Genomic DNA, 23018 nt, shown 5'->3' on the forward strand with positions numbered 1-23018 from the left:
GTCGGCACCTTCGGAGGAGGACCGCAGCGGCACCGCCCGGCAGGATCGACGGCATGGAATCGCTCGTCGACACTGCCGGACCGCTCGGCCTGCTCCTGCTCGCCCTCGTGGACTCCACCTCGATGGGCACCCTGGTGATCCCGGTGATCCTGCTGGTCGTCGGGGAGGGTGGGGCGCTCCGCGTGGCCGGCCGCACCCTGCTCTACCTCGTCGTGATCGCCGTGTTCTACCTGATCCTCGGCGTCGCACTGCTGGCCGGGCTGCTGCCGCTGATGGAGACCTTCGGGCACCTGCTGGCCGCGCCACCGGTGACCGTGCTGCTCGCCGCGCTCGGCGTGGCGCTGGTGATCTGGTCCTTCCGCCTGGACCCCAAGTCCATCGTCAAGCGCGGCGGGGATCCGGAGGCCTCGGCGCGGAAGTGGACTGAGCGCGCGCGCCGTGCCTCGGGTCGGCCCGCGACGCTGGTCGGCCTGGCTCTCCTGGCCGGAGTCATCGAAGCGGCCTCCATGATCCCGTACCTCGCGGCGATGGGCATCATCGCCGACATGGGCATCGGCCTGGGCGTCGGCTCGCTCGTGCTGGTCGGCTACTGCGCGGTGATGATCGTGCCCGGCATCGTGCTGAGCGGAGTGCGCGCGGCCCTCGGGGCGCGCGGGGACGCCGTGCTCGAGCGGGTCCACAGCTGGTCGGTCAAGAGCGCGGCCGGCGCCTTCTCGTGGACCGTCGGCATCGTCGGCGCCATCATCGCGCTGAACACCCTCGGCCCGGCGCTGGAGTTGCTGACCGGCGGGCAGATCTTCTGACACCGGCACCGGCACCGGCACCGGCACCGGCACCGGCAGCCTGCCGCCTGCACGGCACCCTGCCGCCTGCACGGCGCCATCGCCGACGGCACGGCGACCGCGCTCGCCGATACTCTGGGCAGATGCCGAGACCGCTGTTGACGACCGACGACATGAGCACCACCTGGACCCTGCCCGGTCTGGAGCTGCGCGACATCACCCTGCCGGTCCCGCTGGACCACGCCGAGACCGGCTCGCCGCGCCTGGAGCTGTTCGCGCGGATCATCTCGGAGCCCGACGGGCAGAAGAAGCCCTACCTCGTCTTCCTCCAGGGCGGCCCGGGCGCCGAGGCCCCGCGCCCGCTCGGCGCCGAGAACCCGCCCTGGCTGGCCCGCGCCCTGCGCGAGCACCGCGTGGTCATGCTCGACCAGCGCGGCACCGGCCGTTCCACCCCCGTCGGGCTCGACACCGCTCTGCCTGAGGGTGCCATCGCGGGCGCCGCCACCCTGCGCGAGGCCACCGCCTCCCAGCAGGCCGCCTACCTCACCCACTTCCGGGCCGACGCGATCGCCCGCGACGCCGAGCTGCTGCGCGAGCATCTGGGCGCCGAGAAATGGTCGCTGCTGGGCCAGTCCTTCGGCGGGTTCACCACCCTGCGCTACCTCAGCGCCCATGCCGGCTCCGTCGACAAGGCCCTGTTCACCGGCGGCCTGCCCTCTGTCGGGCCGGACATGGACGCCGCCTACGCCACCACCTGGCAGGGCATGAACGCCCGCAGCGAGCGGTACTGGGCCCGCTTCCCCGGCGACCGGGACCGCTTCCGCCGCCTCGCCGATCTCGCCGCCGACGGGCATCTGCGCCTTCCCGACGGGCAGCGCGTCGGCATCGAGCGCCTGCGCCGGCTCGGCCACCTGCTGGGCGCCTCTCAGGGCCAGGAGAAGCTGCACTATCTCCTCGACCTCGATCCGGCCTCGCCCGCCTTCGCGCACGACCTCGCCTCGGCGCTGCCCTTCGGCGGCCGCAATCCGCTGTACGCCGTGATCCACGAATCCTGCTGGGCCGACGGCACCGCCACCCGCTGGGCCGGGGACCGCATGATGCCCCAGGAGGTGCGGGAGGATGCGACGCTGCTGGCCGGCGAGCACATCCACCGCGACCTGTTCGACGAGGATCCCGAGCTCGCCCCCTGGGCGGAGGCCGCCGACCTGCTGGCCGAGCACGAATGGCCCCGGCTCTACGACGAGGCCGCCCTGCGGGCGGCCGACGTGCCGGGCGCCGCGGCGATCTACTTCGAGGACGCCTACGTGCCCCGCCGGTACTCCCTGGCCACGGCCGAGCTGCTGCCCGGCCTGCGCACCTGGGTCACCAGCGAGTACGAGCACAACGGCCTGCGCGCCGGCGGCGACCGGGTGCTCGACCACCTGCTCGACCTCGCCGACGGACGCCGCGCCGCCTGAGGAGGGCGGTCAGTACCTCGAGGCGTGGAACATCGCCGGCGCATCCGGTGCGATCGACCGCTCCAGAATGCACTCTGCGAGCAGATCGCCGATCGCCGGGCCCAGTGTGATGCCGCTGTGCATCACGGCCTCGTAGTACCCGGGCAGCTCGGCCATGCCACCCAGGATCGGCATCCCGTCGCGGGGGAGGGGGCGCACACCGACGCGGGCCGCCACCAGGTCCGCCCCGTCGAACCCGGAGTGGAAGGCTGAAGCCCGCCCCAGCAGCTCCTCCACCGCGTCAGCTGGTGGGGCGGCGGTGCCGTCGGCCTGGCCAAGGTGGGCATCGACCGCATCGCTGTGGAGGAGGTACGTCGTGCCGCCGGTCGGTCGGATGTCGAGCAGTTCATGCATCACCACCAACGGGGTGACCGGGTCGCCGGTGCGTACTCGGACCACCAGCCCGGGCCGTGAGGTGAGCGGGAGCGTCCTGCCCAGCATCGCGGCCACCGCCGGCGCGCCGAGTCCGGCGGCATTGACGACCGCGTCGGCGTGCAGGCGCTCGCGGTCGGTGACCACGGTGTATCCGTTGGCCTCGTGCGCGATGGAGCGCACGGGCGAGCTCGTCCGGACCGTGCCGGCCCCGAGCCCGGAGAGGCAATGGCGCACATAGAGCGCGGGGTCGAGCCATCCTTCCTCGGGGTAGAGGACGGCTTCCTCATCGGCGACGTGCGGAAGGGCCAGGCCCCGGTCACGGAACACCTCGTGCAGCCGGGTCCGGTGCAACGGGTATCCCCACTGCTCGAGGTGCCGCGTTCTCTCGGCGAATCCCTGCCGGTAGTGCCCCGTCGTCAGGGTGCCGCTCTCGGTGAACCACGGGCTCGGGGACCGGGCGGAGCGGTCACGGTGCGCGCGCAGACCTGCGGCGTTCAGCGCGAAGTACTCCCGCGGCGTCTTGTTGCTGGCATTGACCCAGCCCAGCCCTCGTCCGCTGGCCGCCTCGAACGGGTGATCCCCGGCCTCGAGCACCACCAAGTCCCGTACGCCGCGGCGCGCGAGGGCGTCGGCGATCGACAGGCCGATCACCCCCGCACCGATGACGACGATGCGCATCAGACCGCCGTTGCCTGCGAACCGGCGGTCCGCACTGCGCCCGCGGGAGCGCGCCACAGCCCGGTCAGCTTCGCGACCAACAGCAGCGCGGCGCACAGCGCCACGCATCCCAGCCCCACGGCCAGGTTCCCGAACTGCACGATCACCACGGGGACCAGCGCCGTGACCAGGCCGCCGCCCACGAATGGGCTCGAGAAGGGTGCGCGCAGGGCGAACCCTTCACCGGCCTTGGTGCGCAGCCCGGGATCAGCTGCCCGCAGCAGCATGAGGCCGACGGAGGAGACGCCGGTCATGGCGCCGAAATTGACGATGCTGTTCTCGACCCAGTCGGTGCGGAAGAGGCGGGGCCCGACGACGTAGAACATGACGACGCTGATCACGATCGCCACCACCGTCAGCACCACGATCGCGGCGAGGTTCTCGAGCAGGACGGGCAGCTGGATGGAGGCCACGGCCGCCACGACCAGGAAGTCCAACGCGATCCCGGCGATCTGGTTGAACGTGCGCCGGTCGACGATCCGCGACAGCGCCGTGCGCTGGATGACCAGCTGCACCAGCAGCCCGCCGATCATCGCCAGGGGGAACAGCGGCACCCCGGTGAACACCAGGTCGATGAGCGCCTTGAGCGCCCACCCGATCAGGATCGCGACCATGATCAGGCTGAAGTGGAAGGCCAGATTGTCCAGGGAGGCCTTGTGCAGACGGCTGACCGACTGGACCTCGCCGTCGCCGTCGACCAGGAGGTCCTCCCGGCCCGCCTGGTCACCGCCCGGCGCCGAGGTGCGCAGCTGCCCCCGGCGGGAGGCGATGTTCAGCAGCACCATGCCTCCGAAGATCCCGAAGATGAGACCGAACGTGGCAAGGCCCAGCGCCAGCGAGCTGCCGTCCTGCCATCCGAACTGCTCGAAGACGGGAGCCATGCCCGCGGCCGTGCCATGACCGCCGGGCCAGCTGATCTCCAGCAGCGATGCCGCCAGCGGATGGGTGCCGAACACGGGCGTGAGCAGCAGGACGCACACCAGGGCGGAGGCGCCCACCAGCGCCAGCGTGCTGAGGTAGCTGTAGAGCACGTGGGGTGCGGCGACGCCCGCTGCCTCCTTGATGCTGGGCAGCTTGGAGCCCATCAGCATCGGCGCGAACACGAAGGCGATCAGGATGCCGCCCATGGCCGACCAGGTCTCGTTCATCTCCTCGGAGACGAGGCCGAGCGCGAACGGGCCCGCGGCGATGCCGATCAGCCCACCGATCAGCGCAGCGGGGATGAAGAACCGTCGCAGCGCCGGGATCACCAGCCGCAGGAGGACGCCGACCAGGAGCAGAACCCCGAGCAAGCCGATCGAGAGCATCAGCGATTCGAGCTGCTCCGAGCTCAGAGGGACGACATCAAACATGGGTGGGTTCCTTCCGGGAGAACCGTGTCCAGCTGAACGGGGAGAGCTCGGTCGGCTTCTGCCCGCTGTCCAGCCACTGGTCGAGCAGGGCTGCGACAGCGGGCACCAGCGCCCATCCGTGCCCGCTCCACCCGGCAGCGATGAACAGATTCGGGGCCTTCGGGGCGGTGTCGATGACGGGGATGCCGTCCAGCGAGGCCGTCTCGGCACGGGAGGCGTCGGCCTCGAGCAGAGTGAGCTCGCCGAGTCCCGGGAAGGTGCGGGCCAGCTGCGCGAGGTTGCCCTCGACGTTGGCCGGGACCACGGTGCCGCGACCCGTCTCCTCGGAGCGGACTCCGCGCCATCCACCGCTGAGCATGACCACGTCGTCCTCGAGGATCTTCACCGAGAGCGGCCGCCCGTCGTGTGCCACCAGGTAGCGGATCTGCGTGGGGTGGGCGGCCTTGGCCAGCACGGCCTGGGGATAGACCGGCCAGAGAGGGAGCTCGTCGAGCTGAGAGCGGGAGAGGAGGCCGTTCGTCCCGGCGTTCGCGGCCAGCGTGACCGAGCTGCCGGCGGTGACAGTTGTCCCGTCCTCCAGGAGGAGGCCGACGGCTCGGCCGGCCTCATCCCGTCGGACCGAGTGCACGGGGGAGGCCTCGAGGATCTCGGCGCCGTGGCGGATCGCGTCCTGGGCATAGAGGTGGGTGGTCGCCTCGTGGCTCGCAACACCGTCGTGCGGGCAGTAGCTCGCCCCGAGCACGTCCTCGGTGACGGTCGGGAGCTGCGAGCGAGTGGTCTGCCGGTCCCAGAGCTCGGTGGCGATCCCCGCGGAGTTCTGGTGGGCGGCGCGCACGGTCGAGGCGCCCAGGCTCGAGGCGAACCCGGAGGACTCGGCCTCGCGCAGGTACAGGCCGCCGCTGCGGACGTACCCGGTGTCCCCGCCGAGATCCTCGGCGAGGCCCGGCCAGATCTCCTGGGCGAGCCGCGCGAGCGCGAGCTCGCGGATGTCCCGGCGATTGGCGCGCACCCCGCGCTTGCCCAGGCCACCCGAGGCGCCCGCTGCGATCGCGGCGGCCTCGAGGACGAGGACCGACTCGCCGCGGCGAGCAAGGCGCGAGGCGAGTGCGAGCCCGTGGGCCCCGGCGCCGACGATGACGTGCTGTGCTTCTCTCAACGGACCCTCTTCCTCGGAGATCAATGTGGTGCAGGTAACCATAGTTTCACTTGGCTGTCACTATGAAGGAAATGTTTCACCACATGGTGGACGACGATGGGGCGAGCCCGAGAGCGCAGGAGAGAGGCAGGACCATGGATGAGGCGAGGGATGACGCCGGAACGTCGGGCACGGCCGAGGGGGTCCGCCCGGGCACGGAGCGCCCCCTGAGCGCAGCTCAGCAGAAGGTCGCACTGCTCGCCCGGCACGACCCGCTGGGATTCGCGACCAGCTCGGTCCAGGTCATCGCCCAGCGCGCGCAGGTCAGCGAGGCGACGGTCGTCAGAACCGCCCGACGATTGGGATACGCCGGTCTGCCCGAGCTCAAGGCCGCCTGCCTGGCCTCACATCGGACCGCTGCGGCGCTGCCCGAAGTGATCAAAGGGCGGTTCGACGCGCTGGGCGAGGACGTCGAGGCCTCCATCCTCCGCAGCCACTCGGAGGTTGAGCAGGGATTCTCCGAGACCTTCACCGCTCCCGGCTATGCCGCCCTGCTCCAGGGGTGCCTGTCCGCCTCGCGGCTGGTCTTCTTCGGGCTCGGCACCGCCTATTCCGTGGCGACCTACGCAGCCTTGGAGTGCCGCCGCAACGGGGTCGAGGCCGTAGCGCTGACCGGAGGCGGGCACAGCCTCGCCGATGCGGTCTTCGCCCTGCGGCCTGGCGACTGCGTCCTCACTCTGGCGCCCATCAACGTCGGCCCCGACCTGCGCCGCTTCGCCCGAGCGGCCGCCCGGGGCGCGCACCGCTCGGTGATGATCAGCCAGCTCGACGAGCCCGACGGCGCCGCACCGGGCATCGACTGGGTGCGGTTGCCGGGCACGAGCGATACCCCCACCTCGGAGACGTTCGTGCTGTGGACGCTCATCGACGTCCTCATCGCCCGCCTCTCGGTCGAGGACCGGGATCGCGCGATCGGGGCACGCGAACGCCTGCAGGCGATCCGCGACGACCTCGCGTCCGGCGACGGGGACGATTTCCCGGCCGCCGACGGCGAAGTGTCTGCCTTCCGCACGGATCCCGACGGCAGCTGAGCCGGCCCGGGCAGGTCCGCCACCTCTCTCAGCGTCGCGCCAGCAGGTCCGTGACCTCGCTGTCAGCGGGGATGCTGGGGGAGGCCCCGCGTCGGGTGACCGCCAGCGCCCCGGCCGCCCCCGCCCGGTCCGCGGCCGTGGCCAGGTCTTGGCCTGCAGCGAGCGAGGTCGCGAGGTAGCCGGCGAAGGCGTCGCCCGCCGCCGTGGTGTCGAGGACGTCGACCGGGCGCGCTTCGAGGTCGGTGGTGCCGTCTCGATCGACGAGGACGCTGCCCGCGCCCGCCATCGTGATCACCGCGTGGCCCGTCCCGCGCTCGAGGAACCAGTGGCCCGCACGCTGGGCGGTCTCGCGGGAGTCGACCTCGATCCCGGTCAGCAAGGACGCCTCCGTCTCGTTCGGCGTCACGACGTCCACCAGGGGCCAGATCGACTCGTCGAGGCCGCCCGGCGGGGCGGGGGCGGGATCCAGGATCACCGTGAGGCCGTGCTCGCGGGCGCTGCGGATGATGTGCGCTGTCAGCTCGAGCGGAGTCTCCAGCTGGGTCAGCAGCACGCTGCTGCTCGCGGCGAACTCCTCCAGGGCCGCGTCCACATGCGTCGCGCCGAGGTGGCCGTTCGCGCCGGGCACCACCACGATGTCGTTCTCCCCGGCGCCGTCCACACGGATGTGCGCCACGCCCGTCTGGCCGGGGACCTCATGCAGGTGCGAGATGTCCACGCCGGCCTCGCGCAGGCCCTCCTGCACCAGCGGGGCGAACACGTCATCGCCCACGCAGCCGACGAAGCGGACGGGTGCCCCGGCGCGCCCCGCGGCGACGGCCTGGTTCGCCCCTTTGCCTCCCAGCACGAGGGAGAAGGACTCGCCCAGCAGCGTCTCGCCCGGACGCGGCATCCGGCCGGCGAACGCGGTCACGTCGACCGACGCGGATCCGATCACCAGGACGCCGTCCGCGCCGGCGGAGGACGGGGGCTGTGCGGGCATCTGCGCTCCTCTGCTCGGCCGGTGGGACGGCGTCATGCGACGAGCTCCACGGTAGCCGGGCCGGCGCATGGCCCCACCGCGCCCACTCTGTGTGACGGTTGTCACGGCACGCCATCGTTGCTAGCGTCGTCAGTCGCGCGCGATGGAGCCGCACGGCGTCGGCGCAGTGTCCGCGCCGGACGGCACGCAGAGCTGACCAGCACGAGCGTTCGCGCGGCGGACCCGACGACGGAGGAATTCTCATCGTGAACAACCCGGCGCTCCAGCCTGCCCAGCCCCCGCGTACGCCCTCCACGGGCGACCACCGAGACCCCGAGGCAGGAGCAGAGCGCCCAGGGCGCCGGCGCGTCCTCGCCTCCCTTCCGGCCGGTGCAGTGCTGGCCACCGCCGGCGCCGCGAGCGCCCTCCCGGCGGACAACGGCGGCGGCACCAACGGCAAGGGCAACGGACACGGCAAGGGCAACGGCGGCGGCCACGGAAAAGGTCACGGCAAGGGGCGCTTCGCCCTCGGTGTCGAGAATCTCCTCGAGGCCGACCAGCTGTCCACGCTGGACGGCGCGACCGTCGGCCTGATCACGAACCCCACCGGCACCGACCGGGAGCTGACCTCCACCATCGACCTGCTCATCGGCGCCGAGGAGGAGGGCGGCTTCAGCCTGGTCGCGCTGTTCGGCCCCGAGCACGGCGTGCGGGGTGCGGAGCCGGCCGGCGGCGAGGTCGGCGACTACATCGATGAGAAGACGGGCCTGCCGGTGCGCTCCCTGTACGGAGAGACGCAGAAGCCCACGCCCGAGATGATCGCCGACGTCGACACCCTGATCTTCGACATCCAGGACATCGGCGCCCGCTTCTACACGTACATCTGGACCCTCTACTACGCGATGGAGGCCGCCGCCGAGAATGAGAAGCGGTTCCTCGTCCTGGACCGCCCGAACCCCCTGGGCGCCGAGGCCGAGGGCTTCATCCTCGAACCGGCGCTGTCCTCCTTCGTGGGCCTGAAGGAGATCCCGCAGCGCCACGGCCTGACCGTCGGCGAGCTCGCCCGCCTGTTCAACGGCGAGTTCCTCGGCGATGCAGTGGATCTCGAGGTCATCGAGATGAGTGGCTACGATCCCGAGGAGCCGGCCGACGCGGGCCTGCCGTGGGTGCTGCCCTCGCCGAACATCCCCACCGCCGAGACCGCGATCGTCTACGCGGGCACCGGCCTCATCGAGTCGCTGAACGTCTCCGAGGGTCGCGGCACCACCACCCCGTTCCTGTGGTTCGGCGCCCCGTTCATCACCGAGTCCCAGATCGACGCGATCATCACCGACCTCGCCGACCTACCCGGTGTGCTGGTCCGGCCCATGTTCGCCACTCCCACCACCAGCAAGCACGCCGGGGAGTTCTGCGGCGGGCTGCAGCTGCACGTGACGGATCCGGAGGAGTACGAACCGGTGCGCACCGGCATCCACGTGCTCGCCGCCCTTTTCAGGCAGGTCCCGGAGGTCGACTGGCGCGAGGGCGAGGACTGCCGCACCGAGGCCGACGTCTGCTGGATCGACAGCCTCTCCGGCACCAAGCGCACCCGCTCGATGCTCGAGGCCGGCGACCCGGCCGACGAGATCGTCGCCGCCTGGCAGGACGAGCTCGACGAGTTCGTCGCCACCGCTCGCCGCTACCGCCTCTACTGAGCAGGAGCCCCCGATGACCCCCAGCATCCCCACCCCCTCCGGCCCCGACGACGCCACTTCCGGCAACCACGCCGCCTCCAGCAACCACGCCGCCTCCAGCAGCCGCCGACGGCCCGGCCACCTGCTGGACCGGCGCAGCTTCGGTGCCCTGGCCCTCGCCGGCACGGCCACCGCACTGCCCGCGACCGCGCACGCCGCCGGGACCCGGAGCGCCCCCGCCCGCGGCGGCGACAAGCACGACGCCCGTCTCGACGAGCTGCTGGCCGGCATGAGCCTCGAGCAGAAGATCGGCCAGCTCTTCGTCGCCGTCGGCTACGGCTCTGCGGCCGACGAGCCCCACCCCTCGAACACCTCCAGCACCGGGGTGGACACCATCGCCGAGATCATCTCCACCCACCACGTCGGCGGGCTGATCTACTTCGTCTGGAGCGAGAATCTCGAGAGCATCGAGCAGATCGCGACCCTCTCGAACGAGGCCCAGGACGCGGCGCTCGCGGCCGGCGGCATCCCCCTGGTGATCAGCACCGACGAGGAGCGCGGCGTCGTCTACCGGCTGCCGGCCCCGGCCACCCCGCTGCCCGGGGCGATGGCCCTGGGCGCCACGGGCTCCGGCTCCCACGCCCGCAAGGCCGGCGACATCATCGGCTCCGAGCTGCGCGCGGCCGGCATCGGCCAGGCCTTCGCCCCGGTGGCCGACGTCAACGTCGCGGCGCAGAACCCGGTGATCGGGGTGCGCTCCCTCGGCGCGGACCCGGAGGCCGTCGCGGACCTCGCCGCCCGCCACATCAAGGGACTGCAGAAGGCGAACTGCTCCGCGGCCGCGAAGCACTTCCCCGGCCACGGGGACACCGCCACCGATTCCCACGTCGGCCTGCCGGTCATCGACCACACCCGCGAGGAGATCGACGAGATCGATCTGCCACCCTTCATCGCCGCGATCGAGCAGGGCGTGGACGCCATCATGACCGCACACATCGTGGTCCCGGCGCTGGATGACTCCGGCCGGCCCGCGACCCTGTCCCAGCCGATCCTCACCGGTCTGCTGCGCGAGGAGCTCGGCTACGACGGGGTCATCGTCACCGACTCGCTGGCCATGGAGGGTGTGCGCACCATGTTCGGGGACGACCGGGTGCCGGTCGAGGCCATCCTCGCCGGCGCCGACCAGATGCTCATGCCACCGGATCTGGCCGTCGCCATCGGCGGCGTCCAGGAGGCGGTGGCCAGCGGCGAGATCACCGAGGAGCGGCTGGATCAGTCCGTGCGGCGCATCCTCGCCCAGAAGCTGCGCCGGGGCCTGTTCGAGGACGCTCACGTCGACGTCGCCGATGCCGTCGCCGCCGTGGGTACGGAGCGCTCGGCGCGCACCGCGCAGAAGATCGCCGACGACGCCGTCACCGTCATCACCGATGACGAGACCCTGCCCCTCGCGGGAGGCACGAGCGTGCTGGTCACCGGCGTCGGCACGCAGGAGAAGCTGGAGGTGACCGTCCAGGCGCTGGACGAGCACGGCCTCGAGGCGACGGCTCTGGTGCTGGACCCGCTCGACGAGACCACCGCCGAGGAAGCCGCCACCGCCGCTGCGGACCATGACGCGGTGCTGGTGTTCACCTCGTCGTCGGCATTCGAGACCCCGGCCGCTCAGGTCGCCCTCGTCGGTGCCCTGGCCGGAACCGAGGTGCCCGTGATCCACGCGTCGCTGCGCAACCCCTACGACGTGGTCCACGTCGGCGAGGTCGCCGCGTCACTGGCCGCCTACGGCAACTCAGCCTGCAACCTCCGCGCGGTCGCCGGTGTGGTCGCGGGCGCGGTCGAGCCGCGCGGCACCCTCCCGGTCGCGATCCCCGCGGCCGACGGCAGCGGGGAGGCCTACCCGATCGGCCACGGACTGCAGCTGGGCTGAGCGGGACGCCGACAGCCGGCCCGAGCGAGCCGCACGGGCCGGCGTCCGGTAGGCCGGCAGGGTCAGTCCCCGCAGTGCCGTCCCAGCGGATCCTCGATGCGGAACTGCTCGACGTGGTACGGCCAGTCGGGCCCGGTGCGCCACTGGGAGCACAGCAGATGCATCACCTCGAGCGTGGAGCCGGGCACGATGTAGGGCCCGTACAGCTGGGCGACGACGTTGTGCTCCTCGGCGCCCCAGTCACCGCCGTGCAGCAGCGTCGAGGCGGTGGCGTCACGGACCTCCAGTGGCGAGTCGGCGGCGAGGATGTCGACGCGGTAGTTGCCGGCGTCGAAGTAGGTCAGCACCCACTCGCCGTCGACGATCCGCAGGCACATCTCGCCGATGGCGCCGTCGATGACCGGCGCCGGCTCCTCGCCCCAGCCCCAGCTCTCCTCGCCCGGCCCGTAGGTCTCGTAGGCGCCGGGATCCAGCACGGAATCGACCGGGACGCGGTGGAGCAGCACGCCCTTGTCGCGCTGGAATCCCGTCGTCAGCAGGTAGACGTAGTGCTCGGCGGGGGCGCGGAACCAGGTGCACTGCTGCATGAACCCGCCCAGGTGGTCGCCGGGGAACATCTCCGCGGTGCGATCCCACGTCTCCCCGGAATCGGTGGAGGTCCAGATCTCGGTGCTGCCGACGGTCGGGAAGCCGTGGTTGACCATCATCCACAGGTACATGGTGTCGCCGATGGTGATGATGTCCCCGGGCAGGATCGTGGAGACCGGATCGTCGTCGTGCTCGTAGGGGACCAGTTGCTCGGCGGTCTCGCCGCCGACCGCGCTGGTCCAGCGGATGCCCCCGTCCAGCGGGACGTCGGGGTCGGCGTACAGGCCGACGGGAGAGCGCCAGAACCCGCCACCGACCACGGCGTCCTCGAAGGTGTCGCCGAAGATGAACAGCGAGCGGCCGTCGGGCGTGACCGCCGGGGCACCGAGATCGGTGGCCTCCATCCGAAACCGGGTGGTGACGCCCGGGCCGGTCACCGGGGCCATCCGCTCGATCCGGGGACAGGTGTCGGGGACGGGGCCGAAGCCCGGGGACTCGGCGGGCGAGGTGCCGGCCGGGCCGTCACCCAGGGGCTTGGATGGCGAACTCGCGCCGCCGCCGGGATGGGCGCCGGCGGCTACGGGGGTCAGCGCACTGGCGCCGGCCGCAGCGACTGCGCCGCGCAAGAAGGTGGAACGAGTGATCACAGCGGGACCTCCTCCAGGTCCGGATGCCCCCGCGCATCCACGGGCGGGGTCGCGGCGGGCGCCGGCCAGCTCTGCCGCGGTCCCGCTCGCACGTTTCCGTTCCCACCGTACGGAGTCGCTCCCCGCTGGGCAATCGTTTACTCGTGAAACTCCGGGATCCGTGCACCCTCGGAGGGCGAGGTGCCTCCCGGCCGCGTGCCGCTCGCGGCCGGGACCGAGCTGGCCGCCGCCGGAGCGGAGCCGACCGTGGCCGGCACGGCGTGCCCCTCGGCGGGCGCGTCGTCCTGGCCCGTCGGCGCCTCGACCCGCGCGAGCCGCCGGTCCTCGCTCTCCCGCGCTGCGCGGGCACGACGCCCGTGCAGCCAGGCTGCGGTGAATACGCCGCCGGCCATCAGCATCACGCCCGTCATCACCGTGATGACGACGGTGAACGTCGCCTGCAGCGAGACCAGCGAGATCAGGCCGCTGGACGTGATGATCCCGAGCGCATTGGCCGTGCGCAGCTGCGCGAAGACCTCGGCGCGGTGCTCGGCCGGGACCAGCCGGTCCAGGATCAGCGAGTAGTACGTCGCCAGCGGGGCGAGGACCGCCCCGACCAGCAGCGCGCCCACGAGAGTGGCTGTCACCGAGTGGCCGAGCCCCACGCAGGCGACGCCGAGGGCGGTGGTGGCCAGCCAAGCGAGCACCGTGCGACGGCGCGGCACCCGGTTGTGGATGCTGACCCAGACCCCACCGGCGACGGAGGTGACGCAGAGAGCGAGGGGGAAGATGACGCCCCACGCTGCAGGCATGCCGAACGAGACCGCCATCGACACGGCCCCGATCTCGATCGCGGAGATGGAGGCCGCGCTCGCGCCTCCGCACACCAGCCACAGCATGATCATCGGCCTCAGGGTGAGGCGATCGCGGCGCTGTTCCGGCCCCGGAGCGGTCGCGGTGGGGATCCGCGGCAGCAGCAGCATCGGCCCCATCCCGAGGATCACCATCGCCCACGCGGCGGCCTGCGGGGAGACGCTCCCCAGGGCGGCGGCCACCAGCGGCGCGGCCGCGAACGTGACCTCGTTCAGGGTGGCGGCGACGCCGAGTGCCCGCGGCAGCCGGCCCGAGGGCACCAGGTGGTTCAGCACCGCGCGCAGATGTCCGTAGGCGGCGCCGTTGACCAGGCCCGCCAGTGCGGCCCCGGCCACGACGAAGGCGAAGGGTGCGCCCAGCCCGGCGCACACGGCGATCGCCGCGAGCGCCACGGTCCGCAACCCGATCAGCACTCGCAGGAAGGGCAGCGGGGAGAAGCGGCGCCCGAGGCGCGTGATCGGGACGGCGCCGAGTACCTGCGCGATCGTCATCGCGAGCATCATCGCCGCGCCGCTGCCGGGATCCCCGGTCAGGGGCAGCGCGATCAGTGCGAAGGCGATCGGGGCGGCGGCCTGCGGCACCGCGAAGGAGCCGTAGGACATGAACCAGCGCAGCAGACGGCCATCCGGGCGGGAGGCCGGCGCGGGTTGCGTGGTGGACGCGGGGGCGTGGCTGGTCACGGGGACGACCTCCTTCGACGGGATGGAACTTTGCGGTGGCGGGTGAGCGCAGGCGGGGCCACAGCGGGGCCTTGGGCAACATAATGCCCACCCGCGCCGATGCGCAATATAGTTCCCGTCACGTCCGTTCCGGGTGAGCCTCCCGATACGCTTCTGGTCACGTCTCAGTCTTTCGAGCGTGCGTGCATCACCGAGAGGAGGTCCGACATGCCCGGTGGTATGCGTCCCGCGGTCGTCGCCCAGCTCGGCGAGCGCATCCGCGCCGCGCGCCAGGACCAGGACCTCAGCGTCGGCGCGCTCGCGGACCTCAGTGACGTCAGTCGCCGCATGCTCACCCAGATCGAGCTCGGCCAGGCCAACCCCAGCGTCTTCATCCTCGACCGCATCGCCGCCGGCCTCGGCACCACCTTCGCGGCGCTGATGGGGGTGGGCTCCGACGCCCCGCCGGACGGGGTCGAGGTGTGGTCGACCGACGGGGGCAGCTGGTCGGTGCTGCTGGACGCGATCGACACCGAAGGGCTGTCGGTGGAGACGTGGAAGTGGAAGCTGACCGGCGATGACGTCTACCAGGGCGGCTCCGGCGTGCCCTCGCCGGGCACGATGATCCACGTCATCGAGGGCGCTCTCGAGATCGTCGACGGAGATGATGTCCAGCTCATCGAGGCCGGGGGCTCGGGCCGCGTGGTCACCGAGGACGACTACCTCTACCGTGCCCGGGATGCGCAGGGGGCCGTGTTCACCTGCGTCTCCCTGCAATCTCGTGGGGGCCCGGCGGCCCCCTGAGCAGCCGGGGCGTCAGTTGCCGGTCGTGCGGCCGATGTACTCGTCCGCCGCAGCGGCGATGCGGGGCCCCATCTCGTAGAGCAGCGCGAGGTCGGCCTCTGTCCCGGCGGCCGCGCGCACGTGGGCATCGAAATCCTCGATCGCCGTGCGCAGCGTGGTGAACAGCTCCGTGCCGCGCTCGGTCAGCGCGATCTGCTGTGTGCGCTGGTTCTCGGGTGGGCGGTATCGGGTGATCAGGTCCCGCTCGGCCATCACGCGCAGGTGCTCGCTCAGGGTGGCTTCGCGCAGGTCGACCACCGCGGCCAGCTCGCGCTGAGTGGTGCGGTCCTTCTCGTGGAGCGCGAGGAGGATGAAGTAGATCGGCCGACTGCCGCCGTGGCGGGCGAAGAGGGTCTCCGCCGCCTGGCTGGTGTGCTGATCCATGTGCCGGATCAGCGCCGCCACCGGTTTCCTCGTCCAGTCGATCATGCCGGACAGCTTAGAGGCCACTCGCCGTCACCCGAGCCCTTGACGCAGATCACTTAGGGCCCTAACGTTCAGGGAGCGAAGTGAACTCTGCACTCGTCTGCCGAACCCCGCAGGAGCCACCATGACCGCCGTGCCCGCTCTGGCCCGCTCACTCGGCCGCAGCTTCCTCCGGCCGGGTTCGCCCGGCTATGACCTCGCCACCGACATCCCCTTCGCCACCCCCGGACGTTCCCCGCTCGCCGCCGCTCGACCCACCAGCACGCGGGAGGTCGCCACGATCGTGCGCGGCGCCCGCGAGGCCGGGGCGCCCCTGGCCGTGCGCAGCGGCGGCCACTCCCGCCGTGGCATCGTCGACGGGGCCCTCACCCTCGACATGCGGGGACTCGATCAGCTGTCCATGGACCCCGACTCCCGTATCGCGACCGTCGGCGGCGGGGTGCTGGCCGCCGACTATCTCGCCGCCGCACACGAGCACGGCCTGACCACCGGCTTCGGCGACGCCCCCACGGTCGGCATCGCCGGCATCACCCTGGGCGGCGGTGTGGGTTTCCTGACCCGGCGCGACGGGCTGAGCATCGACAACCTGCGCTCGGCCGAGGTGGTGCTGGCCGACGGCAGCGTGATCATGGCGGGCCCCGACGAGCACCCCGAGCTGTTCTGGGCACTGCGCGGCGGGGGCGGGAACTTCGGAGTGGTCACGCAGCTGAGTTTCGACCTGCACCCGGCAGGCACCGTCGCCGGCGGGATGCTCGCCGTGCCCGCCACCGCCGAGGTGCTCGCCGGCGCGATCCGGGCCGTGCGCACCGGGCCCCGGGAACTCGGGGCGATGCTGAATCTCATGGCCGCCCCTCCCGTGCCGTGGCTGCCCGAACGGCTCCACGGCACCCCCGTGCTGGTGATGGCCCTGTGTTACTCCGGGGCCCCCGAGGATGCGCCGTCCGTGCTGGATCCGCTGAGGCAGCTGGGCGAGCCCGCGCTGGATACGGTCGGCCCCACGCCCTACCCCGAACTGATCAAGGGCCCTCCTCCGGCGCCGGCGAAGCTGCATCCGGTGGTGCGCTCCGGGTTCGTCGACGGCGCCGACGCGTCCTGGGCGGCCGCCGCGCTCGAGGCCCTCGGCCGGCGCGCTACAGATATGGCCGCCGTACAGATTCGCTTCCTCGGCGGCGCCGTGGCGGAGGTGGCCGAGGACGCGACCGCCTTCGCCCACCGGCAGCGCGAGGCCACCGTGGCCGTCGTCGCCGCCACCGCGGATCCCGGGCAGCTGGAGCCCGCGAGGCAGTGGGCCGACGCCACCGAGCAGGCACTGGGCCTGACGGGGCGCTACCCCAACTTCCTCTCCGACCCCACCACCGAGGAGGATGTGGCGGCTGCGTATCCGGGCGAGACGCTGACGCGACTGCGCGAGGTCAAGCGCGCCTACGACCCCGACAACACGTTCTTCTCCGCCCTCAACATCGCCCCGCTCTGAGGTGGGCGGCCATGTACGCCGGGCGAGGGTGACGCTAGGGTCGACGGGACGAGTACACGATTGCTGTCGTACTCCCCGCCGCCACCTGCTCGACGAGGAGCATCCGTGCCCCCAGCACCAGTCCGCCTCATCCCCGGCGCCAAGCGTCGCCTGCTCGACGCCTCGCCGTCGGCGGAGGACCCCTGGTACATCAACGACCACACCCTCATCCGGGACGCGGACGGCACCTGGCATGTCTTCGGGATCTGGCATCCCGAACCCGCCGATCCGCTGGGGGAGAACCTCTTCCTCCACGCCACCGCCCCGGACCTGACCGGCAGTGAGTGGACGATCCACGACCCGGTGCTCCACGCCCGCACGGAGATCGGCGAGACGCACGTCTGGGCACCCCACGTGATCCACCACGACGGCCGCTACTGGATGTTCTACTGCGGCGGCCGCGCAGACCACGCCGACTACCGCATCGAGCTCGCCATCAGCACCGATCTGTTCACCTGGACCCATCACGAGGGCGGGTCGCTCTTCGCCGACGGCTACGACGCCCGCGACCCGATGGTCCTCCGCGACGGCGAGCGCTGGCTGCTCTACTGCACCCGCACCTCGGAGCCGACCGGCGGCTTCCACGAGGTCGGTGTGCGCACCAGCACTGATCTGGTGACCTGGTCGGAGCCCTCGGTCGCCTACCGCTCGACCGTCTCCGGCACCGTCGGCGGGCCGACGGAGTCGCCCTTCGTCATCCGCGCCGGCGACGGCTGGCTGCTGTTCGTCTGCGAATCGGGGGAGTACGACCGCACCCTGGCCTACTACTCGCGCGACCCGTTGCACTTCGAGGACGCCGGGCAGGTCGACGTCGACCTCGACGAGCACTGCGCCGAGATCGTCACCGACCCCGAGAACCCTGCCCGCACCTGGATCACCGGCGGCGGCTGGGACCGTGGCGGGCTGACCATCCGAGACCTGGAGATCCGCGCATGAACCCCACCGATCTGACCGGCCGCCGCCTCTCCGCCGTCGAGACCCGGCCGATCCGCAGCCGTTATCCGCGCCCCATCGGCCGCAATGCCCGCCTCGGCGCGCACGGTGAGGGGCCGACGGCGCTCGCCGTCGTGGCACGCACCGACTCCGGGCACGTCGGCTGGGGCATGTACGAGGGGCCCGAGGCGGACTTCACCGCGTGCGTCGGCGCGCCCATCGAGGAGATCTTCGACCCGGCCATCGGCGTGCTGGACCCGGCGGCACTGCCGCTGGACGTGGCGCTGCACGACCTCGCCGCCACCATCCTCGACGTGCCCGTCCACCAGATGCTCGGCGGGCTCGGCACCGCGCCCGTGCCCTGCTACTCCGGCGCGATCTACTTCGATGATCTCGACCCCGACGACTCCCCGCGCGGCGTAAGCGGCGTGCTGGCCTCCTGCGCCGCCGACTGGGACGCCGGATACCGCGCCTTCAAGCTCAAGATCGGCCGGGGCAACCGCTGGATGCCCTCCGAGGCGGGGCTGGCCCGGGACCTCGAGGTCGTCCGCGCGGTGCGCGAGGCGTACCCGGACGCCCGCCTGCTGGTCGACATGAACGACGGCTATACCCCCGAGCAGACCCTGCGGTTTCTCGAACAGGTCGAGGACTGCGACCTGTACTGGATCGAGGAGCCCTTCGCCGAGCACGCCGAGGGTCTGCAGCAGGTTCGAGCGCACCGGGACCGCAGCGGCTCGAACGTCATGGTGGCCGATGGGGAGTACGACCCCGACGTCGACCACGTGCTCGATCTCGCCCGGGACGGGCTGCTGGACGTACTGCTGATGGACGTGCTCTCCTTTGGATTCACCGCCTGGCGGCGCCTCATGCCCACCGTCCGCGAGATCGGCGTCGTCGCCTCGCCCCACGCGTGGGGGCACCCGCTGAAGACGCTGTACGCCGCGCACCTGGCGGCCGGACTCGGCAGCGTGCCCGTGGTCGAGGCGGTTCCCGGCACCACCGAGGGCGTCGACGCCTCGGCGTACTCGCTGCAGGACGGGCAGATCGTGCTCCCGCAGACCCCGGGCTTCGGGCTGATGCTCGAGAACTGAGGCCTCCCATCGCTGCGTTCCGTGTGTACACAGTGACCGGTAGCGCTACAGTGGCTGCATGTCGAGCGGTGAGAACAGCATGAGCAGTGAAGTGTCCACACGAGAGCTCCGGCGCCAGCTTGCCGACGTGCTCGGCCGCACGATGTACGGAGGGGAACGAATCGGCGTGACGCGCAATGGAAAGCTCGCAGCAGTCCTGGTGAGCCCTGCAGATTTCCAGGTGCTCGAGGAGTACGAGATGGCTCAGGATGTCGCTGCGTATCGAGAAGCCAAGGCGGCTGATGACGGGGAGCGCATCGACCTCGACGACCTGCGCCGCGACATCGCCTTGTGAGGTACCGAGTCGTCTTCACGAGCGCTGCCGCGCGCCAGGTGAAAAAGCTGCCGAGGCCGGCGCGGGAACGTGTCCTCGCGGCCGTGGAGGACCTCGCTGCGAATCCACGGCCCCACGGGGCCACGAAGTTGGTCGGTGAGCGGACGGCGTGGCGGATCAGGGCCGGTGATTATCGGGTCATCTACGACGTGCTCGACGAAGAGCTCACGGTGACGATCGTCCGGGCAGCGCACCGCCGAGATGCCTACGACCGATAGCAGACTGCCGTCGGGCCGAAGAACGGAGAGGGACTGACTGATGGCAGAGACCGACGGTATGTCGCTGGTGCTCGACACCGACATCGGTACCGACGTCGACGACCTCCTGGCGCTCGCGGTCATCCTGGGTTCCCCGAGCTGAACGCCACTGCGGTCACGACGGTCTACGGCGACGTGGAGCTGCGGGCCCGCCTGGTGGCGAAGGTCTTCGCCTCCGCCGGGCGGGCCGCCCCGATCATCGCGGCCGGCCTCGCCGAGACCCGGTCCGGCAAGCCCGCGTGGTGGGCCGGGCACGAGGGCTCCACCATCGAGGACCTGGACGAGCAGGAGTTCGCGGAGAACGTCAGCGCGGTGGATGTGCTGGCAGCCGGCGGCCACGTCGTCCCGATCGGCCCTCTCACGAACGTGGCCGCGGCTCTCGAGCATCCTCGGTGCGCGATCAGAGAGATCACCATGATGGGCGGCGCCTTCGACGGGCGCACGGACCACAACATCCGCTCCGACGTCGACGCCGCCCGCGTGGTGTTCGATGCCGGTGTCGAGCTCACCGCCGTCGGCCTCGAGATCACCGAGCAGGTCCGGCTGACGGAGGCCGACCTGACCGGTCTCGACGGTGAACCTGGACAGCTGCTTCTCGGTGAGGTGCACCGGTACTGGTCCGTGATCGGGCACGACTGGAACACGCCGCACGACCCGATTGCAGTGCTGACGATGGTCGCGCCCGAGCTGTTCCGGTTCGAGCGCGGCCGGATCCGCATCGACGGCGCGGACGGTTGCACCGACTTCGACCCGGATCCCGACGGGCCGCACCGGATCGTGCGGGCGCTGGATATCGAGGGAGTCCGCCACGAGCTGGTGACACGACTCGGACGGGCATGCACCCGGTGAGACGCGGGACGGGGGCGGAGACGGTCCGAGTCGGCGACCATGGGCCCATGGTTCGCATTGCAGTGGCGCAAGGACTGGGGACCCAGAGGTTCGACGCGGCCTCGATCGCCGCGCAGGGGCGCGAGGTCCGGGAGCTGATGCGCGTCGCGGCAGCCGGCTCGGCGCGCCTGGTCCTGTTCACTGAAGGGGCGCTGTCCGGGTATCCCCACAAGCGGCTCATCTCCAGCGATCCCGCGCAGGTTGCGGACGCCGACTGGGCACTCGTGGCGTGGGACGTCCTCGCGCGCGAACTCGAACTGACCGCGCAGCTGGCCGGCGAACTCGAGCTGTGGACGGTCGTCGGATCTGTTCACCCGTCGTCTGAGGGCGGGCGTCCCTCCAACAGCCTGCACGTGATCAGTGACGCCGGGGTGATCGTGGACCGCTACGACAAGCGGTACCTCTCGACCACGGAGAGCTCGTTCCTCTATGCCGCGGGCACTCGGCCGACGACGTTCGAGGTCGAGGGGCTCAGATTCGGGTGCGCGCTGTGCATCGAGGCCGGGCTCCCGGAGGTCTTCATCGAGTACGAAGCGATGGGTGCTGACTGCGTGCTCCTGGCCAGCTACAGCACGGACCCGGACTCGCTGGACGAACAGCGCCCGCTCGCGCACGCCCTGCTCACCCAGATGTGGATCGCCTTCGCCGCGCCCGGCCTCGAACCCGGCCACCCTCGCTCGGGCGTCGCCTCCGCCGACGCCCGGTGGCTGGCTCGCGGCGCGGAGGACGGGGCGCCCCAGGTCGTCCTCGCTGATCTCGATCCGTCGCACGAGGCAGCACAGACCGGTTACCGGTACGGCCGTCCCTGGCGCGCACGCCACCGCGCAGCATCCGCCGTTGCCCCTGATTCGGTATGCCCGCCGGGCGCCGAACATCGAGGGGCCCACAGGTCGCGGGGCCGGCCTGCGGAACACTGATCGCCATGGGAACGATGGAGCCGCTCAACTACGCCTGGCGTGACGACGTCTCCGATCAGGAGGTCGCCTCCCTGCACGCCGCAGCCTTCGCGCACGCCGAGGAGATGGAGCCGTGGGTCGAACGGCTGCAACGGCACTCGCTGGGGTGGGTGACGGCGCGCAGAGGCTCGGACCTGGTGGGCTTCTGCAATGTCGTCACCGATGGGGGCCGGCACGCGTTCCTGCTCGACACCTCCGTGCACCCTGACCATCAGGGCTCAGGCATCGGGCGCGAACTGGTCCGTCGGGCGATCGAAGAATGCCGAGCCGGCCCCGTCGAATGGCTCCACGTCGACTTCGAGGTCGCTGCGGGGCCGTTCTACCTGGCTGACGGGTTGTTCCGGCCCACCGCCGCCGGCATCGTCGACGTCTGACGCGGTCCGCCGAAAAGACGGTGCGGTCTTCGCCGGCCCGTGGAAAGGTGGGCCGATGACCCCGAGACTGACCTGGACGGACCTCGGTACCTCGCTGCGCGGGCGCCTCGAGGAGCTGCTCGGTGAACCCGTGGTCCACACCCACTCGTGTCGCGGCGGGTTCTCCCCGAGCAGCGCCGAGATCCTGAGCGGAGCCTCCGGCCGCAGCATGTTCGTCAAAGCCGTCCGCGAGCAGGACAACCCCGACTCACCGGCCCTGAACCGCGCCGAAACCACGGTGCTCGAGCAGATGCCGACGCAGGCCCCGGTGCCCCGCCTCGTGGACGCCTTCGACCACGGCGACTGGTTCGTGCTGGTGACCGAGGCGGCGCCCGGCGCCCTGCCGCAGCAGCCGTGGACAGCCCGGCAGCTGGACCAGGTGCTCGCGGCGCTCGAGGCACTGCAGGCAGCCACCACGCCGTGCCCGGTGGCCGGCCTGCCCACGGTGCCGGAGCATCTCGGGCCGGACATGCTCGGCTTCGAGCGCGTCGCCGAGAACCTTCCGGACGATCTGGATCCGTGGCTCGCCGAGCGTCTCGACGCCCTGCGCGCCGCAGCACTCCGCGGCATCGACGCCCTGGCGGGAGACACGCTCTCCCACTCCGACGTGCGCGCCGACAACATGCTGATCACCGACGACGGCGACGTGAGCCTGGTGGACTGGGCCCACGCTTCCCGCGGCAGCCGTGTCTCCGACGCCCTCCAGCTGCTCTCCAGCATCGACGACGTCGACGGCACCCTGCGGGTCAACGATCGTGTCGATGAGGTGCTCGCTCGCCACGGACACCCCCGGAGGATGGGCACCGATGTCCTCGTCGGGATCCTCGGGTTCTTCGTCGACGCGGCGCGGTTGCCGCACAATCCGACGCTGCCCCTGCTGGGGGAGCACCGCCGGCGCCGTCGCGATTCGCTCTTCGCGATCGTCCGGGAACGGTGGGGCGGCGGTTGAGCGACGGCTGACGTGTCGATGCCGAATGCGCGACTTGTGTCCGGTCCGTATGACAGGCTCACCGTGTTATCCGGTGTGAGGCAGCGGGCTCGCAGCACACCGTCCGGCTGGTGATCGACGGAGATTC

The 23018-nt window shown here is 71.5% G+C and carries 22 protein-coding genes; 15 read left to right on the forward strand and 7 right to left on the reverse strand.

Features of this window, described 5'->3' with window-relative positions:
- Positions 1 to 53 precede the first annotated feature (53 nt).
- On the forward strand, positions 54 to 803 hold the full coding sequence (locus ACFQRD_RS10325) for a GAP family protein (protein WP_377804162.1): 750 nt from the start codon (positions 54 to 56) through the stop codon (positions 801 to 803).
- A gap of 122 nt (positions 804 to 925) precedes the next feature.
- Positions 926 to 2239: an alpha/beta fold hydrolase gene (locus tag ACFQRD_RS10330; RefSeq protein WP_377015744.1), complete on the forward strand. Its 1314-nt coding sequence runs from the start codon at positions 926 to 928 to the stop codon at positions 2237 to 2239.
- A gap of 9 nt (positions 2240 to 2248) precedes the next feature.
- On the opposite strand, the gene ACFQRD_RS10335 is transcribed toward ACFQRD_RS10330, so the two are convergent.
- Genes ACFQRD_RS10335 through ACFQRD_RS10345 form a run of 3 tightly spaced genes read right to left on the reverse strand, consistent with a single transcriptional unit; the run spans position 2249 to position 5878 of the window.
- On the reverse strand, positions 2249 to 3331 hold the full coding sequence (locus tag ACFQRD_RS10335; RefSeq protein ID WP_377804164.1) for an NAD(P)/FAD-dependent oxidoreductase: 1083 nt from the start codon (positions 3329 to 3331) through the stop codon (positions 2249 to 2251).
- Positions 3331 to 4722 (reverse strand): sodium/glutamate symporter, encoded by a 1392-nt coding sequence (locus tag ACFQRD_RS10340; protein ID WP_377804166.1) that lies wholly within the window; start codon positions 4720 to 4722, stop codon positions 3331 to 3333. Before ACFQRD_RS10340 ends, ACFQRD_RS10335 begins: the two co-directional genes overlap by 1 nt.
- A complete protein-coding gene (locus tag ACFQRD_RS10345) occupies positions 4715 to 5878 on the reverse strand; it encodes an NAD(P)/FAD-dependent oxidoreductase (RefSeq protein WP_377804168.1) in 1164 nt (387 codons plus the stop codon). The genes ACFQRD_RS10340 and ACFQRD_RS10345 overlap by 8 nt, the downstream gene beginning before the upstream one ends.
- Positions 5879 to 6012: 134 nt before the next feature.
- Here ACFQRD_RS10345 and ACFQRD_RS10350 point away from each other — a divergent pair, with 134 nt between their 5' ends.
- The gene (locus ACFQRD_RS10350; RefSeq protein ID WP_377015756.1) at positions 6013 to 6948 is read left to right on the forward strand and encodes a MurR/RpiR family transcriptional regulator; all 936 of its coding nucleotides are present in this window, start codon (positions 6013 to 6015) and stop codon (positions 6946 to 6948) included.
- A 28-nt stretch (positions 6949 to 6976) separates the two neighbouring features.
- On the opposite strand, the gene rbsK is transcribed toward ACFQRD_RS10350, so the two are convergent.
- The gene (rbsK, locus tag ACFQRD_RS10355) at positions 6977 to 7930 is read right to left on the reverse strand and encodes a ribokinase (RefSeq protein ID WP_377804170.1); all 954 of its coding nucleotides are present in this window, start codon (positions 7928 to 7930) and stop codon (positions 6977 to 6979) included.
- Between the two features lie 245 nt (positions 7931 to 8175).
- On the opposite strand from rbsK, the gene ACFQRD_RS10360 reads away from it, so the two are divergent.
- Complete coding sequence (locus ACFQRD_RS10360; RefSeq protein WP_377804172.1) at positions 8176 to 9603, forward strand: exo-beta-N-acetylmuramidase NamZ domain-containing protein; 1428 nt, start codon at positions 8176 to 8178, stop codon at positions 9601 to 9603.
- A gap of 13 nt (positions 9604 to 9616) precedes the next feature.
- Positions 9617 to 11503, forward strand: a complete 1887-nt coding sequence (locus ACFQRD_RS10365; protein ID WP_377015765.1) for a glycoside hydrolase family 3 protein — start codon at positions 9617 to 9619, stop codon at positions 11501 to 11503.
- A 62-nt stretch (positions 11504 to 11565) separates the two neighbouring features.
- Here ACFQRD_RS10365 and ACFQRD_RS10370 read toward each other — a convergent pair whose 3' ends face one another.
- Both ACFQRD_RS10370 and ACFQRD_RS10375 read right to left on the reverse strand, forming a co-directional pair.
- Positions 11566 to 12738, reverse strand: a complete 1173-nt coding sequence (locus ACFQRD_RS10370; RefSeq protein WP_377015768.1) for a DUF4185 domain-containing protein — start codon at positions 12736 to 12738, stop codon at positions 11566 to 11568.
- 137 nt (positions 12739 to 12875) lie between these two features.
- Entirely contained in the window at positions 12876 to 14270 is a 1395-nt protein-coding gene (locus tag ACFQRD_RS10375; RefSeq protein WP_377792702.1) for an MFS transporter, read from the reverse strand.
- A 207-nt stretch (positions 14271 to 14477) separates the two neighbouring features.
- Between ACFQRD_RS10375 and ACFQRD_RS10380 the strand changes: the two genes are divergently transcribed.
- Complete coding sequence (locus tag ACFQRD_RS10380) at positions 14478 to 15053, forward strand: helix-turn-helix domain-containing protein (RefSeq protein WP_377015774.1); 576 nt, start codon at positions 14478 to 14480, stop codon at positions 15051 to 15053.
- 12 nt (positions 15054 to 15065) lie between these two features.
- On the opposite strand, the gene ACFQRD_RS10385 is transcribed toward ACFQRD_RS10380, so the two are convergent.
- On the reverse strand, positions 15066 to 15521 hold the full coding sequence (locus ACFQRD_RS10385; protein ID WP_377015777.1) for a MarR family winged helix-turn-helix transcriptional regulator: 456 nt from the start codon (positions 15519 to 15521) through the stop codon (positions 15066 to 15068).
- 121 nt (positions 15522 to 15642) lie between these two features.
- Here ACFQRD_RS10385 and ACFQRD_RS10390 point away from each other — a divergent pair, with 121 nt between their 5' ends.
- The 9 genes from ACFQRD_RS10390 to ACFQRD_RS10430 all read left to right on the forward strand — a co-directional run bounded on the left by ACFQRD_RS10390 (position 15643) and on the right by ACFQRD_RS10430 (position 22891).
- Entirely contained in the window at positions 15643 to 16992 is a 1350-nt protein-coding gene (locus ACFQRD_RS10390) for an FAD-binding oxidoreductase (RefSeq protein ID WP_377015780.1), read from the forward strand.
- A 105-nt stretch (positions 16993 to 17097) separates the two neighbouring features.
- Positions 17098 to 17967 carry a glycosyl hydrolase family 32 gene (locus tag ACFQRD_RS10395; protein WP_377804174.1) on the forward strand — a complete coding sequence of 290 codons (870 nt, stop codon included), beginning with the start codon at positions 17098 to 17100 and terminating at the stop codon, positions 17965 to 17967.
- Complete coding sequence (locus ACFQRD_RS10400) at positions 17964 to 19055, forward strand: enolase C-terminal domain-like protein (RefSeq protein WP_377804176.1); 1092 nt, start codon at positions 17964 to 17966, stop codon at positions 19053 to 19055. Before ACFQRD_RS10395 ends, ACFQRD_RS10400 begins: the two co-directional genes overlap by 4 nt.
- Before the next feature lie 58 nt (positions 19056 to 19113).
- A complete protein-coding gene (locus tag ACFQRD_RS10405; protein ID WP_377015789.1) occupies positions 19114 to 19389 on the forward strand; it encodes a type II toxin-antitoxin system Phd/YefM family antitoxin in 276 nt (91 codons plus the stop codon).
- Positions 19386 to 19646, forward strand: a complete 261-nt coding sequence (locus tag ACFQRD_RS10410; protein ID WP_377015792.1) for a type II toxin-antitoxin system RelE/ParE family toxin — start codon at positions 19386 to 19388, stop codon at positions 19644 to 19646. The genes ACFQRD_RS10405 and ACFQRD_RS10410 overlap by 4 nt, the downstream gene beginning before the upstream one ends.
- A gap of 174 nt (positions 19647 to 19820) precedes the next feature.
- Positions 19821 to 20534: a nucleoside hydrolase gene (locus ACFQRD_RS10415; protein ID WP_377804178.1), complete on the forward strand. Its 714-nt coding sequence runs from the start codon at positions 19821 to 19823 to the stop codon at positions 20532 to 20534.
- Positions 20535 to 20581: 47 nt separating this feature from the next.
- Positions 20582 to 21490, forward strand: a complete 909-nt coding sequence (locus tag ACFQRD_RS10420; protein ID WP_377015798.1) for a carbon-nitrogen hydrolase family protein — start codon at positions 20582 to 20584, stop codon at positions 21488 to 21490.
- Between the two features lie 5 nt (positions 21491 to 21495).
- Positions 21496 to 21903 carry a GNAT family N-acetyltransferase gene (locus ACFQRD_RS10425; RefSeq protein ID WP_377804180.1) on the forward strand — a complete coding sequence of 136 codons (408 nt, stop codon included), beginning with the start codon at positions 21496 to 21498 and terminating at the stop codon, positions 21901 to 21903.
- A 55-nt stretch (positions 21904 to 21958) separates the two neighbouring features.
- The gene (locus ACFQRD_RS10430) at positions 21959 to 22891 is read left to right on the forward strand and encodes a phosphotransferase (RefSeq protein ID WP_377804182.1); all 933 of its coding nucleotides are present in this window, start codon (positions 21959 to 21961) and stop codon (positions 22889 to 22891) included.
- Positions 22892 to 23018 lie beyond the last annotated feature (127 nt).

It is taken from the genome of Brachybacterium sp. GCM10030268, from assembly GCF_042666305.1.
Lineage (GTDB): Bacteria > Actinomycetota > Actinomycetes > Actinomycetales > Dermabacteraceae > Brachybacterium.

What these genes read in the sequence shown, in the direction of transcription:
- ACFQRD_RS10350 (WP_377015756.1), top strand. Translation starts at nt 6,013, where the DNA reads ATGGATGAGGCGAGGGATGACGCCGGAACGTCGGGCACGGCCGAGGGG.
- ACFQRD_RS10400 (WP_377804176.1), top strand. Translation starts at nt 17,964, where the DNA reads ATGAACCCCACCGATCTGACCGGCCGCCGCCTCTCCGCCGTCGAGACC.
- rbsK (WP_377804170.1), bottom strand. Translation starts at nt 7,930, where the DNA reads ATGCCCGCACAGCCCCCGTCCTCCGCCGGCGCGGACGGCGTCCTGGTG.
- ACFQRD_RS10420 (WP_377015798.1), top strand. Translation starts at nt 20,582, where the DNA reads ATGGTTCGCATTGCAGTGGCGCAAGGACTGGGGACCCAGAGGTTCGAC.
- ACFQRD_RS10385 (WP_377015777.1), bottom strand. Translation starts at nt 15,521, where the DNA reads ATGATCGACTGGACGAGGAAACCGGTGGCGGCGCTGATCCGGCACATG.
- ACFQRD_RS10380 (WP_377015774.1), top strand. Translation starts at nt 14,478, where the DNA reads ATGCCCGGTGGTATGCGTCCCGCGGTCGTCGCCCAGCTCGGCGAGCGC.
- ACFQRD_RS10330 (WP_377015744.1), top strand. Translation starts at nt 926, where the DNA reads ATGCCGAGACCGCTGTTGACGACCGACGACATGAGCACCACCTGGACC.
- ACFQRD_RS10335 (WP_377804164.1), bottom strand. Translation starts at nt 3,331, where the DNA reads ATGCGCATCGTCGTCATCGGTGCGGGGGTGATCGGCCTGTCGATCGCC.
- ACFQRD_RS10405 (WP_377015789.1), top strand. Translation starts at nt 19,114, where the DNA reads ATGTCGAGCGGTGAGAACAGCATGAGCAGTGAAGTGTCCACACGAGAG.
- ACFQRD_RS10430 (WP_377804182.1), top strand. Translation starts at nt 21,959, where the DNA reads ATGACCCCGAGACTGACCTGGACGGACCTCGGTACCTCGCTGCGCGGG.
- ACFQRD_RS10340 (WP_377804166.1), bottom strand. Translation starts at nt 4,722, where the DNA reads ATGTTTGATGTCGTCCCTCTGAGCTCGGAGCAGCTCGAATCGCTGATG.
- ACFQRD_RS10325 (WP_377804162.1), top strand. Translation starts at nt 54, where the DNA reads ATGGAATCGCTCGTCGACACTGCCGGACCGCTCGGCCTGCTCCTGCTC.
- ACFQRD_RS10390 (WP_377015780.1), top strand. Translation starts at nt 15,643, where the DNA reads ATGACCGCCGTGCCCGCTCTGGCCCGCTCACTCGGCCGCAGCTTCCTC.
- ACFQRD_RS10365 (WP_377015765.1), top strand. Translation starts at nt 9,617, where the DNA reads ATGACCCCCAGCATCCCCACCCCCTCCGGCCCCGACGACGCCACTTCC.
- ACFQRD_RS10425 (WP_377804180.1), top strand. Translation starts at nt 21,496, where the DNA reads ATGGGAACGATGGAGCCGCTCAACTACGCCTGGCGTGACGACGTCTCC.